This window comes from Sporosarcina sp. FSL W8-0480 (assembly GCF_037963765.1).
Classification (GTDB): domain Bacteria; phylum Bacillota; class Bacilli; order Bacillales_A; family Planococcaceae; genus Sporosarcina.
Map to the genome: position 1 here is coordinate 120,536 of NZ_CP150166.1, position 12,650 is coordinate 133,185.

16 protein-coding genes are annotated in these 12,650 nt (G+C 46.1%); 5 read left to right on the plus strand and 11 right to left on the minus strand.

Annotation, left to right across the window (positions count from 1 at the left end):
- Nucleotides 1-127: 127 nt before the first annotated feature.
- Complete coding sequence (locus NSQ43_RS00610; RefSeq protein ID WP_339252151.1) at nucleotides 128-973, minus strand: pyridoxamine kinase; 846 nt, start codon at nucleotides 971-973, stop codon at nucleotides 128-130.
- A 214-nt stretch (nucleotides 974-1,187) separates the two neighbouring features.
- On the opposite strand from NSQ43_RS00610, the gene NSQ43_RS00615 reads away from it, so the two are divergent.
- Nucleotides 1,188-1,739 (plus strand): ECF transporter S component, encoded by a 552-nt coding sequence (locus tag NSQ43_RS00615; protein WP_339252153.1) that lies wholly within the window; start codon nucleotides 1,188-1,190, stop codon nucleotides 1,737-1,739.
- Nucleotides 1,740-1,794: 55 nt separating this feature from the next.
- Here the strand turns inward: NSQ43_RS00615 and NSQ43_RS00620 are convergent, their stop codons facing one another.
- Nucleotides 1,795-3,225: an AraC family transcriptional regulator gene (locus NSQ43_RS00620; protein WP_339252155.1), complete on the minus strand. Its 1,431-nt coding sequence runs from the start codon at nucleotides 3,223-3,225 to the stop codon at nucleotides 1,795-1,797.
- 84 nt (nucleotides 3,226-3,309) lie between these two features.
- Between NSQ43_RS00620 and hutG the strand changes: the two genes are divergently transcribed.
- Nucleotides 3,310-4,251 carry a formimidoylglutamase gene (gene hutG, locus NSQ43_RS00625; RefSeq protein WP_339252156.1) on the plus strand — a complete coding sequence of 314 codons (942 nt, stop codon included), beginning with the start codon at nucleotides 3,310-3,312 and terminating at the stop codon, nucleotides 4,249-4,251.
- 40 nt (nucleotides 4,252-4,291) lie between these two features.
- Nucleotides 4,292-4,429 carry a hypothetical protein gene (locus NSQ43_RS00630; RefSeq protein WP_339252158.1) on the plus strand — a complete coding sequence of 46 codons (138 nt, stop codon included), beginning with the start codon at nucleotides 4,292-4,294 and terminating at the stop codon, nucleotides 4,427-4,429.
- 69 nt (nucleotides 4,430-4,498) lie between these two features.
- Here the strand turns inward: NSQ43_RS00630 and moaA are convergent, their stop codons facing one another.
- Genes moaA through glp form a run of 6 tightly spaced genes read right to left on the minus strand, consistent with a single transcriptional unit; the run spans nucleotide 4,499 to nucleotide 8,523 of the window.
- Nucleotides 4,499-5,509, minus strand: coding sequence for a GTP 3',8-cyclase MoaA (gene moaA / locus NSQ43_RS00635; RefSeq protein WP_339252159.1), 1,011 nt, complete (start codon nucleotides 5,507-5,509; stop codon nucleotides 4,499-4,501).
- Nucleotides 5,490-6,095, minus strand: a complete 606-nt coding sequence (locus NSQ43_RS00640) for a molybdenum cofactor guanylyltransferase (RefSeq protein WP_339252162.1) — start codon at nucleotides 6,093-6,095, stop codon at nucleotides 5,490-5,492. The genes moaA and NSQ43_RS00640 overlap by 20 nt, the downstream gene beginning before the upstream one ends.
- Complete coding sequence (gene moaD / locus NSQ43_RS00645; RefSeq protein ID WP_339252164.1) at nucleotides 6,095-6,328, minus strand: molybdopterin converting factor subunit 1; 234 nt, start codon at nucleotides 6,326-6,328, stop codon at nucleotides 6,095-6,097. The genes NSQ43_RS00640 and moaD overlap by 1 nt, the downstream gene beginning before the upstream one ends.
- A complete protein-coding gene (locus tag NSQ43_RS00650; RefSeq protein ID WP_339252166.1) occupies nucleotides 6,325-6,771 on the minus strand; it encodes a molybdenum cofactor biosynthesis protein MoaE in 447 nt (148 codons plus the stop codon). The genes moaD and NSQ43_RS00650 overlap by 4 nt, the downstream gene beginning before the upstream one ends.
- Entirely contained in the window at nucleotides 6,758-7,270 is a 513-nt protein-coding gene (gene mobB / locus NSQ43_RS00655) for a molybdopterin-guanine dinucleotide biosynthesis protein B (RefSeq protein WP_339252167.1), read from the minus strand. Before mobB ends, NSQ43_RS00650 begins: the two co-directional genes overlap by 14 nt.
- Nucleotides 7,267-8,523, minus strand: a complete 1,257-nt coding sequence (glp, locus tag NSQ43_RS00660) for a gephyrin-like molybdotransferase Glp (protein WP_339252169.1) — start codon at nucleotides 8,521-8,523, stop codon at nucleotides 7,267-7,269. The genes mobB and glp overlap by 4 nt, the downstream gene beginning before the upstream one ends.
- A gap of 61 nt (nucleotides 8,524-8,584) precedes the next feature.
- Here glp and moaC point away from each other — a divergent pair, with 61 nt between their 5' ends.
- Together moaC and NSQ43_RS00670 are read left to right on the plus strand one after the other, a co-directional pair.
- Nucleotides 8,585-9,082: a cyclic pyranopterin monophosphate synthase MoaC gene (gene moaC / locus NSQ43_RS00665; protein ID WP_339252171.1), complete on the plus strand. Its 498-nt coding sequence runs from the start codon at nucleotides 8,585-8,587 to the stop codon at nucleotides 9,080-9,082.
- Nucleotides 9,051-9,287 carry a hypothetical protein gene (locus tag NSQ43_RS00670; protein WP_339252172.1) on the plus strand — a complete coding sequence of 79 codons (237 nt, stop codon included), beginning with the start codon at nucleotides 9,051-9,053 and terminating at the stop codon, nucleotides 9,285-9,287. Before moaC ends, NSQ43_RS00670 begins: the two co-directional genes overlap by 32 nt.
- A 198-nt stretch (nucleotides 9,288-9,485) precedes the next feature.
- Here the strand turns inward: NSQ43_RS00670 and NSQ43_RS00675 are convergent, their stop codons facing one another.
- The 3 genes from NSQ43_RS00675 to NSQ43_RS00685 all read right to left on the minus strand — a co-directional run bounded on the left by NSQ43_RS00675 (nucleotide 9,486) and on the right by NSQ43_RS00685 (nucleotide 12,617).
- Nucleotides 9,486-9,998: a molybdenum cofactor biosynthesis protein B gene (locus NSQ43_RS00675; protein WP_339252174.1), complete on the minus strand. Its 513-nt coding sequence runs from the start codon at nucleotides 9,996-9,998 to the stop codon at nucleotides 9,486-9,488.
- 12 nt (nucleotides 9,999-10,010) lie between these two features.
- On the minus strand, nucleotides 10,011-11,030 hold the full coding sequence (locus NSQ43_RS00680) for a ThiF family adenylyltransferase (RefSeq protein ID WP_339252176.1): 1,020 nt from the start codon (nucleotides 11,028-11,030) through the stop codon (nucleotides 10,011-10,013).
- Nucleotides 11,031-11,105: 75 nt separating this feature from the next.
- Entirely contained in the window at nucleotides 11,106-12,617 is a 1,512-nt protein-coding gene (locus NSQ43_RS00685) for an MFS transporter (protein WP_339252178.1), read from the minus strand.
- Nucleotides 12,618-12,650 lie beyond the last annotated feature (33 nt).

Consider the following 12,650-nt stretch of genomic DNA (forward strand, 5'->3'; position numbering starts at 1 on the left):
GTTTCAGATAATTATTTATGAATCAATCACATTTTTTCACTTTATTGACGTTGCACACGAAAAATATTGTACATTATTGTTCATCCTTCAAAAAACAAGCTACCCAAATTAAGAGGCAGCTTGTTCATTATAGTAACATCCCTAAAAACGTTTCAAAATTCACGCCGTCAACTGTTGGAATCTGCTCCTTTGCAGTCGCTTCGATTGCGGCCGATAAAAATTTCTCCGCCAGTCTCATCGTTTCCTCCACCTCTTGGCCACGCATCATGCCTCCCATGATGACGGATGCAAATAAATCGCCCGTTCCGGAATAGCTTTTGCCGTTTGACTCAAATAAGCTGTGGAACGAACCCTTTCCGTCGATATACATATTGCCGACGTACTCCGTTCCCGAAACGGCCGGCGGATTCAGGCCAGTAATGATGACACTTGCATTAGTCATTGACTGGAGCCGATGCCCGGCCTCCCTAATCGCAGTTAGATAATCCTCGTTCGTTCGATAGCTTTGTAACTTATCGTACGGCAAACCTGTCAGCAAACAGCATTCCGTTACGTTTGGCGTAATGATGTCTGCGCGCTTTGCAAGCTCCTTCATATAGCCGATCAGCTCATCCGTAAATACATCATACATCTGCCCCCGGTCACCCATTACCGGATCGACAAGGAGCATCGTCTCTTCTTTATAAAATGTATCTAAAAATGAAAAGATGTTTTCAATCTGTTCTTTTCCTGTCACGAACCCTGTATGAATGCCGTCAAATGTTGCTCCTAGTTTGCTCCATTCATTTGTAAAATGCCCCATCTTAGCCGTCAGATCCTCACAATAATAGCTTGGATACTCTGTTTGAGAGGTCAAAACCGCCGTGGGCAGCGGCACTGCCTGCACACCCATTACGGACAGGACCGGAATTGCTGCCGTGAGCGAGCACTTTCCGAACGAAGACATATCTTGGATAACCGCAACTTTTTTCATCACACTTCCTCCACCCAATTCAATCGTACTTTTTCTTACTACATCGTAACACAAGAACGGGAAAGCAAAAATATACGGATTTGTAATTTCTTCTCCGCTCATCTGACCCCTATTACTTTATCCAATCTGGCACTTTTATGATGGTCAGTCATTCTGTAAAATGAAATTAATAAAAATACTTATAAGGTGAAAAGAAGGAGGTCCTATACAAAACATGCAAAATATACAACCGGGCGCACACCCTGCAACACGTGCAAGAACATTCGACTTGGTGCTTACCGCCATACTATCTACACTTGTCCTTATTTCAACGATGTTCATTAACATCAAACTTCCAATCGGCCAAGGCGGCTTGATCCATTTAGGGACAGCGATGCTGTTCATCGTCGCTATATTATTCGGTCCAAAAAAAGGGGCGTTGGCAGGTGCCATCGGAATGGGCTTATTCGATATATTTGGCGGCTGGGCCATTTGGGCTCCAACGACCATCGTCGCCCGTGCCCTGCAAGGCTATATCGTCGGGAAGATCGCCTGGTCGAACGGCCATCATGGGGACAGCATTAAATTCAATATTTTAGGGGCCATAGCCTCAATACCTGTAATGCTTGCTGTCTACTATATCGGGCAAGGAATCATGTACAATAACTGGGTTGCCCCGCTTGCTTCGATTCCTGGTGATGTCATTCAGAACGTCGTCGGTCTACTGATCGCCATCCCTCTATGTATCGCCTTGAAGAAGACACCGTTCTTCCGAAAAAGATTTTAATTAACAAAGCAGTGAAGATGGCTCGTTCCAATCTTCACTGCTTTTTCTATAAAACCTATACCCACTTCATCCTAAATTGATAAGGGGTCATACCGGTCTCCTCTTTGAACCGCCGACTAAAATAGGTGGAATGGGTGAAACCTGCTGAACTTGACACTTCGGCAATCGATAAGTCTGTCTCTGTCAATAAACGCTTCGCTTCCTCTATCCGCATTTTTAACAATGCATCGCTGAACGGCTCCCCCGCCTCCATTGCATACTTTCGGCTCAATGTACTTTTGTGCAGTTTCAACTCGTCTGCGCATGCCGCTAAATTCCAAGTCGCATCCCAATAATTTGCAGCAATCCGTTCCTGTACCTTGTCCACAAGGTTACCTTCCCGTTTGGATTCATCAGCAGAAATCTGGAGCAACTCCGCAATGAATGAGGTAAATGACTGAACGATATGATACATGACCGGTTCACGGATGACTGTTTCAAATAATGAATGGTATTCTATCTCCACTTTCTGCGTTTTCAAAGAATTAGCAGTCATATAACGTCGAACTTGAGCAAGGATGCTCGTTAAACGAACACGAACCATCTCAGGGTCCGGGAATGGCGGCTCCAAAGTCAGGAAATCCTGTTCCATCCATTTCCGGATATCCCCCACTTGACGCTTTTCAAGCATCTCCACCCATTGCCGTTGCTCTAACGGAGAAAGAAACGGATCCATATCCCGCCAATGAAGGTCTTCGTTTTCAATTGTCAAAATGTCATAACCATCATAAAAAATCCGTTCATGGAAGCGGCGCATCTTTTTATACAACTCCGGGTAACTTGCTCCACTTTCATCAGCATATAAATAGATTGTCAAAAGGGCGTCAGACTGGCGTTTCCATTGGGCGAAAAACATTGAATACGCTTCCTGTAAAACATGTACATCCACTTGTCGATGGATGATAAGGACGAAATTTGAAAAGGGAAAAATATCACAAGTGGGCGGAAAATCATGTTTTTTTAGGTCGCGGACAAGATGGTCGAGCTCCCCTACCCGCGATGGCGCGATTAAACTCAAAAGCACTAAGTTCTCCGGAATGGTTGCACCAATCAGCAAGTTCTCGTATGTCAGAATGCCTTCCTCCTGACGGCTTGAGCTTTTGAACTGCTCATTTTCATTCCGCCACCTAAAGCGGATTTGCTGGACTTGTTTGATGAGCCTATCGGGCTGGAATGGTCGGAATAAAATATCTTCAGCCTTCAAGGAGAGTGCTTTATAAACTGTTTGGAATGTACGTTCAGAAGAAATACCAAGCCAAACTGCTTGAGGCGGCAGTATGTACTCCTCCGTCATGATGTATGTCATATCGATAATATAGAGGTCTGCATTCATGGAAGTATCTATCGTTTCTGCTATTTCCACCTGGATATCGCTCCATTGGGATGTGAGCAGCCATTTCAGTCCCTGTGCTTCGAGTGAGTCTTTGACAAGGAGTCGAATTTTCATGCGATCACCTTTTTCGAATTGGATTTATCTTTATCTAACTATATACTGGTTGCAAGAAGTATTCATTCAGAAAGGGTGGGTTTTGTGAATAAAGTTAATGAATCTATTTGGTCCGGTCGGGTTGACCATACGGAAGATCGGTCAAGCTTCCGCTATCATCAAGTCGTTGAAATCGCGGATATTGAGAATGTGTCGGGCGGATGTACAATTATTGGATTCGAATGTGAAGAAGGCGTCAGGAGGAATAAAGGTCGTCTAGGCGCGGCCGAAGCACCTAATGCGTTGCGGAGTGGACTGGCACCTCAGCCTTGGCGATTCCCGGAGACGGCCCGTCTATTCGACGTCAGCAATATCGACTGTGTCGGCGAAGATTTAGAGTCTGCACAACAGCAATTAGGTGATGCTGTGGCTGCGATTTTAATGAACGGATCAAAACCGATTATTTTAGGCGGCGGGCATGAAACGTTATACGGACATTATTTAGGAGTCCGCGAATCGCTTGGCAAGGTAGCGACTCTTGGCATTATCAATATTGATGCGCATTTTGACTTGCGACCTTATGATGAACAACCTTCTTCAGGTACGATGTTCAGGCAGATTTTAGAACAAGACCCGAATGCACGCTATTTCGTTGCTGGCATCCAACGCTACGGCAATACACAGGAGTTGTTTAATCGTGCAGATTTATTAGGCGTTACTTATGTAATGGAAGATGAAATGATTCCTGGACACCTTGAAAGTTTAATGGCTTCATTGGAAGACTTCATGAATGAACATGATGCGGTAATGCTTACTTTATGCACGGATGTCGTCAATGCCGCATTCGCGCCGGGGGTTAGTGCCACTTCACCATTTGGCCTTGACCCTTCTACAGTGCGTTCCATTATCCGAAAAGTAGTGGCGCATGAAAAAACACGTTCTTTCGACATTTGCGAAGTGAATCCTTCATTGGATGAAAACGGGCGGACTGTAAAGTTGGGTGCTTACTTTGTGAATGAAGCGATAGCGGGTTTTCTGCTGAAATGATGATAAAGTGAGACCCGCCTACTAAATAGGCGGGCTCTATTTGTCTCGCGGAAAAGTTATCGATCATTTCCCCGAAGTTATCGATCATTTCCCAATAGTTATCGATCAATTGGGTGCACTTATCGGTTATTTCCCGAATTATATCGATCATTTCCCAAGGTTTATTGTCATTTCGTGACCTTAGACCCATTAACCATAACAAAAAACGCCCCGCACGTCAGCAAGTGACCGCGGGGCAATACAAAACTTATCCACCAATATAACTCATATTAATCTTCTTACGATTTTTCACGGTCTGTTCCGTCCGCTCATCGGAATAGCGGTCACCGCGGCCTTTCCAGACACCCGTAATCGCTTCAAGCAACTCTTCGTCCGTCAAACCACTTCGGATCAGTTCGCGTAAATCAAATCCGCCTGAAGCGAACAAGCAAGTATACAACTTCCCGTCGGATGAAAGCCTTGCCCGCGTGCATGTCGAACAGAATGATTCCGAAACCGATGTGATGAAGCCGACTTCAGCGCCGTTGTCCAAATAACGGTACCGCTTCGCAACTTCACCGTAATACTCCTCTTCGGCAGGCTCCATCTCGTATTCTGCACGCAGCATTTCGTAGATTTCCTTCTTCGTCACGACTTTCTCGAAGCTCCAGCCGTTGTCATTCCCGACGTCCATGAATTCGATGAAACGCAATGTGATACCGCGTTCCTTGAAATACTTCGCCATCGGTAGAATTTCGCTTTCATTGACCCCTTTTTGAACGACCATATTCATTTTAATCGTAAACCCGATTTCTTTTGCCCGGTCGATATTTTTGAGAATCAACTCCGGTTTAATTCCCCGACCATTCATTTTCCCGAAAAGCTCTGAATCCATCGCGTCGAGGCTCATGTTCAATCGGCGAAGGCCCGCGTCATACAGAGGCTGCGCATATTGCCCTAAGAGCACACCATTTGTTGTCAAACCAATATCCTCGATGCCCTCGATTTTCATCAGTTTCTCGATCAAATCAGGAAGACCCCGTCGCATCAATGGTTCTCCACCTGTCAGGCGCAGCTTTTTCACTCCGATTGACGCGAAAAGACGAGCGAAGCGTTCAATTTCTTCAAACGAAAGTAATTCGTTCTTCGGCAAGAACACATAATCATCACCGAAAATCTCCTTCGGCATGCAGTACGTGCAACGGAAATTACAGCGGTCAGTTACCGATATCCGCAAATCGCGAATCGGACGGCCTAATTTATCTACAATTGGTTCCATTATCGACAACTCCTATCCAACTATCCAAGACGTCTAACGTGTTCGCATTCGTGAAAATCCGCTCTGCATCCCCTTCGGTCAGCAATCCACCCTCAATCCACCGGACCCCATGCTTTTCCTGAACGTCCATGACCCGACGCCTTCCGTTTTCAAGTGCTTCCTGCAAGTCCGGAAGTACAATTTTATCCCAAACCGAAACAAGCGGATGATATTTCCCATCTAACACAACTGCCGTTACACCTGAACTATGGCACTCTAACAGTCGCTCTATTACATCAGCTGTCATGAACGGCATATCACAAGGCAAAACGATATATCGATCAGCCTTCACCTTTTTCATCCCCGATAAAATCCCTGCGATTGGCCCTTGCCCAGCAAACTCTTCAACATCTGTTGTAACATGCATTTTTTCAGGAAAACGTTCCAACAATTCGGGACGAGTTACAATGACGATTTCCTTGCAGAGCGGCGATAAAGCGTCGACCGACAATTCATAGAAATACCGGCCGCCCCATTCGGCAAATGCCTTCGGGGAACCGAACCGACTTGACAATCCACCGGCTAACACAATCCCTGCTGTCTTCATCAGCCACCGCTCACCGGAGGAATGAAAGCACAGACATCACCCGATTTGATGACGTCATCTTTTAGCGCATACTCTTCATTCACCGCAACCTGTATAGTATCCGCCCCGAAGCCCGGGTACGTTTCCTCTGCCCAGGTCAGCAATTCAGCGACTGTCATCGAGTCACGCTCAAGTGTCTCTTCCCCTTTTCCAGTCAACTCACGCAATCTCGCAAAATAATTCACTTTGATCATTTTTGCTCAACCCCCTTTTCTGGATACTTCTTCTGTGCACCAATCCACTCTTCCCCATCTTCCCAGATTTCCTTTTTCCAGATGGGCACCACTTCTTTTATACGGTCAATCGCATATTCATTCGCTTCATAGGCCGCCTTCCGATGCGGAGACGAAACAGCGATGACGACGGCAATATCCGAAATTTGCAGTTCTCCGATCCGATGTGCGATCGCAACACGAACACCAGGCCAGCGTTCTTCCATTTCCGCCCCGATTTCCGCCATTTTCTTTTCCGCCATCGGGATGTAAGCTTCATATGACAAATATAGTGTCTTCACGCCATGCGTCCATTCCCGCACATTGCCCGTAAAAACGACCACAGCGCCTGCTGATGGATGGAGAACATAGTCCATATATTTCTGAACGTTTATCGGTGTTTCCACAATTTCAAAAGGCTTCATTTCCATCTCCCTCTCCAATCCATTCCAAAAACCATTTATCGATAAGCTCCGTTTCCTCGCGCGAATGAATATGAGACCAAACTATATTGATGTCAGGACACCCGATGACAAGCTGCTTGCCTTGTAAATTCCGAAGCTGATCCCAATCATCTCGATCGCGCAGCAGCATCACTTTATCTCCAAATTCGCTCTTATATCCTTCTATTAATAAAACATCCGGTTTTCTGTACGAAACCATCCGTTTCAATGTTTCAAAATCTGGTTCTTCATTCCAAATGAGCTGGACTGCGCCGCCCCCTGCAACAAGCGTTGCATCCGCGCCATCTGTCAAAAACTTCATCGTGTCCGTTCCGGCGTCAGGCATTTCCGGCTTTCCGCCATGCCCATGATGCTTTAAAACAGCGACTTTCAAACCTTTTTCTTTCAATAAACGAACCCATCTTGAAACAAGTGTCGTTTTGCCGCTGTTTTTAAAGCCGACAACATGTAGCGTCTTCACAATGTCCACTCACTGACGCCTTGTTCGCTACCTACAAGGAGTATATCCACATGATCACCCGTTGCATATCCCCGTGTCCCGCTTGGCAATACAATCAGGCAATTCCCTCTCGCAATCGAGGAGACCGCATTGGATTTATTAAAACCTGCAGGCACTGCTTCAATACCGGATTCGGTGAATGTCCAAGTGGCGCGGATGAAGCGCGTAAACGGATTCGGCTTCGTAAAGTCCTCACCCAATTTCGCCGTCATCCTTGGCATATAAGGCGCTGTGCCACCCATCATCGCAAGGATCGCCGGTCTTGCAAACAATTCAAAACCGGTGAAGCATGCGGATGGATTGCCTGAAAGCCCGAATAAGAATTTATTGCCTAACACCGCGACAGTCGTCACACTACCCGGGCGCATTGCAACTTTATTGAATAAAACCTTGGCACCAAGCCGCTCGTAAATCGCCGGTAAATAATCGTAATCACCAACAGACACGCCGCCTGTTGTTATGAGGAAATCCGATTCCTCAATTGCCTGCTTGACTATCGCTGTACAAGCGTCGAGATCATCCATTGCCATTCCGTATGAACGATAGGAAATCCCCATCCGGTTAAGCTGTCCTTTGATCATCGGACCGTTGGAGTTCCGGATTTTACCCGGTAAAAGCTCGTCGCCCACTTCAAGCAGCTCTGTACCGGTTGATAGAATTCCAGCGACTGGGCGTTTCGCCACTTTCACTTTCGCGTAGCCAAATGTGGCTAATAAGGCGATTGTTCCCGGATGAATGAGTGAACCTGCCTCGATCAGCAGCTCGCCTTCTTTGGCATCTTCGCCTTTAAATGAGATATTTTCCCCTGTTTCAAACGGTTTGCGTAATGTAAATCCGCCGTCCGTCTCCACTGTTTGCTCCAACATGACGACTGCATCCGCGTTTTCCGGAATTTGCGCGCCAGTCATGATTCGATATGCTTCCTTTTCACCGATCGGCTTGTCTGCGAGGTAACCGGCACCGATTTCGCCAATGACTGAAAAAGGGATCCGGTTATCGCCAGATGCTCCTTTCGAATCGAGCGACCGGATTGCGAATCCGTCATAAGGTGATCGGTCAAAAGGAGGTACATCGTGTCTTGCGATGATCGGTTCACTGAGCACTCTACCGTAAGCATCTTCAAGGTCGATCACTTCATTTCCAATCGTATTTACATGCTCCATAACCAATCGGACAGCTTCAGCGACCGGAATCGGTTTTCTCATTTCCACCATTCTGAATCCTCTCCTATCTTCTGCTATACTAAGGGTACTATGTTTGAGGGGAATGAATCCAATGTCTGAATTGACGCATTTCAACGAACAAGGACGGGCCAAAATGGTCGACGTCTCCGACAAAGCTGTTACGACTCGAACAGCCATTGCTGCTTCATCTATTATTGTGAATAAACTGATCCACTCCCAAAGTACGGAGGGTACTAATAAAAAAGGTGATGTCTTTGCTGTCGCCCAAGTTGCTGCAGTCATGGCTGCAAAAAACACATCCTCCATCATCCCGATGTGCCATCCACTTGCATTGACTGGCGTAGATGTACACTTCGAATGGAATATCGATGAAGCGAAAAGCCATTATGAGGTACTCATCCAAGCCGAAGTGAAGACAAAAGGCTTAACCGGAGTCGAAATGGAAGCCCTCACGGCTGCATCAGCTGCTGCACTTACGATTTACGATATGTGTAAAGCTGCAGGAAAAGAAATGGTCATTGGACCAACGATGTTGCTCCGGAAAACCGGAGGGAAGAATGGCGATTTTGAGCGGACTTCGTTGGAATGAGAACTCTTCGGCGATAAAGGAGAACTCTTTCGCTGTAAAGGAGAACTCCCCGGCGATAAACGAGAACTCTTTCGCCGTAAAGGAGAACTCCCCGGCGATAAAGGAGAACTCTTTCGCTGTAAAGGAGAACTCCCCGGCGATAAACGAGAACTTTTCGGCGTTATTGGAGAACTCTTTCACCATAAACGAGAACTCTTGGCGCTGAAAGGAGAACTCCTCCTTCGGCGCTCTGATTCTCTGTAGGCGAAAAGTCACAAAACGACGATAACTCTATGAATGTGACCGATAACTTTGAAAAAGTGACCGATAACTCCCCGGAAGTGACCGATATAATCGTGACAATGACCGATAACTTTCACAACGGGCACCTGCTGCCGAAATCCGGACGTAAAATCATCAACTATCATTTCCGATGCTTCGTCAATTCATGCACGATATGATGAAGCTCAGGAAGGATCAATTTTTCCATCGCTAACTTCACTGCTTTCGATGAACCTGGCAGTGCGAATAGCACTTTCTCCTGAATTGCCCCTGCAGTTGCTCGGCTCAATAACGCCTTCGACCCCACATCTTCTGTATAGCTTAAAAACCTGAACAATTCTCCGAAACCATCAATAGTTTTCGTGAAATATGGAGTAACCGTTTCAATAGTCACATCGCGGAAACCGATTCCAGATCCTCCCGTTATGATAATTGCTTCGACTGCTTCATTTCCGAGCCACTCCTGGACATTGCGAACAATTTCTACCGGCTCATCCGTACAGATTCGGTAATCCTCAATACGATGACCGGCGTCTTCAGCCATTTGAATGATTATCCCACCACTTTTGTCTGTTTCTCTATTCCGCGTATCACTCACCGTTAGGACGCAGATCGATATTGCATTTTTCTTTTCCAATTCCGATGGTTGCGACAATCCCTTCTCCCCCTATCCAAAAAATTGATGGTACAACTTCCGGCCTTCCTTCATATCTCGTAAACCATGAATGAGTAACCGACCGTTTTGGAATAAAACACAGCGGTAGCCTTCTGCATGGAATTCGACGAAGAACGGTGTCGTTTTATACTCCGTGCCCAATCGTTTTGCGACTTGCTCGCCGTCCTGCAAAGATAAGGATCTGCTGCTATCAGGGATGACTTGAACAGTTTCCCTTCCGCAAAGTACAGCGTAGTTCGTACCTTCGGGTTTGTTAAGCGCAGGATATGTAGGTTCCACCCCGCAAGTTTCACAATGTTCTTTTTGAATCCGTGAAATTCCCGCTTCGACTTGTGTGTTATTCCATAAATCGAAATGTAAAAGCTTCGTCAACATTGCGTCATGGTTACCCGTCAGCCATTTCAACGCTTCTGCCGTTTGCCTCGCCGCGACGACTTGGACGGCTGGAGCTATGACGCCGGCGGTATCGCATGTTTCATTGACGGAAGGGAGAACTGGCAAAAGACATCTAAAGCAAGTCGTTTTTCCTGGAATGAATGGAAATACTGTGCCGGAACTTCCGACGCAAGCACCGTGGATCCATGGAATTCCCCTTTTCCATGCTACGTCATTCATAAGAAGTCTTGTTTCGAAATTATCCGTTGCATCCATGATCAAGTCGGCGTCCCTGACAATCTCTTCAAGTATCGGTCCATCGACATGATCAAGAACTGTCTGTATATCGCAATCTTGACGGATTTCTTTTAATCTACGTTTTGCGGCGACCACTTTTGGCGTGCCATGAAGAGCATCTTGTTCTGTGAACAATTGCTGTCTTTGCAGATTGGACATCTCCACATAATCTCTGTCTGCAATTGTTAGTTTGCCAACACCAGCTCTGACAAGCATCTCAGAAATGGGCGAACCTAACGCACCGCAACCGATTATGACGACATGTGCACCCTGCAAACGCTCTTGCCCTTCTTTGCCGATCGGCTTGAACAGCGTCTGGCGAGAGTATCTATTTTCCACTTCCTCCACACTCCTTGGACTCTAACATTTAGGCAGGCCGCCTATACTTTTGGACGAAGCAAGGGCTTCCAGTCTTTATGACCGGTCGCCCTCTTTCGGTGAAGGTGTAATATCACTAAATGTTCCTACGTAGCGCTCGATATCGCCGGAATTGTTTACGACGGTGTTGATGGTGAGTAATTCGAGGTATTCGGTTCCATCTTTCCGCCTATTCCATACTTCACCTTGCCAATGGCCCGCTTCTTTTATCGCCTTCCACATGGCTGCATAAAACTCTTTTGGTTGTCTACCCGAACTTAGAATGTTTGGATTTTTCCCGCGCACTTCCTCTTCAGTATAACCTGTAAGTTGCGTAAATGCAGGGTTTACTGACATAATTTTGCCATCGGGATTTGTGACAAGGATTCCTTGCCCTGTTGAATCGAAAACTTCTTTTGAGAGTGTCAGACGATCCATATAATATAGCCATACGACAAGTACAAGGCTGACAAGCGCGACTTGTGAAAATGCCATGAACCCGATGGAGTATGAGCCAGTCATTGAGTGGATGGTTGCCAGTAGCAATGGCGGGAAGAATCCTCCCAAACCACCCATCATGGAAACGATACCGTTCACAATACCTGCTTGTTTATTGAAATAGAATGGAACAAGTTTGAAAATGACGCCGTTCCCGATTCCAGCCATCGAAGCGATTAATATACTTCCTACTGTGTAAAGTTCAATTCCAGGAGAGAAGGCCAACACGATTGCTGCCAATGTCAAACCTGCAAAGCTGCCCATCAACAGGAATAATGGTTGGAATTTATCCGCAAGCCAACCACCGACGGGTCGCAATAACGTTGCAACAACGATGAAGCCTGCCGTTCTCATCCCCGCATCCACTTTCTCCAAACCAAAATATGTCACAAGGAAGTTCGGTAGGAACACAGTGAACGCAACGAATGAACCGAATGTAATGAAGTAGAATAATGAGAAGAACCAAAGTTTCTCGTTCTTATAAACGCCTTTGATTTGTTCGACAATCGGTGTTTTGGACTTCGGCTCGTGTTTATCACCAAAGATGAAGTTCAAAACGGCGAAGATGAGGAGCAAAATCAGGTATAGCTTAACTGTTGCAGACCAGCCGATTTGGGTTGCTATTACAGGGGCTGCGAATGTCGATACAGCAGTACCGATGTTCCCCATCCCATAAATACCGTTAACAAGTCCGTGCTTTTCTTTTGGATAGTATTTCGGCAAAGAAGTAACGCCGACTGAGAAGACCGCTCCGCCAATCCCTAAAAATGTACCTCCGATGATGAGCCCAGTGAGAGACGTTGCTTCACTAATGAAAAACACCGGGAATAAGAGCAGGATGAAACTGACCATGAAGATCAATCTTGCACCAAATACGTTTGCGTAGTACCCAAGTGGCATCCTAAGAATCGACCCTAAAACGACGGGCACCGCTGTGACAATCGCTAATTTTTCAGGCGCAATGGCAATATCCTCTGTGATGAAGGGCAACAGGGATGATATTAATACCCATACCATGAAACCGACAACAAGGTTAGCTGTCTGTAAAGGCAATTGCACTTTTTTAATCATAATAATCAATCCATTTCTTAGTTAGGTTGAATT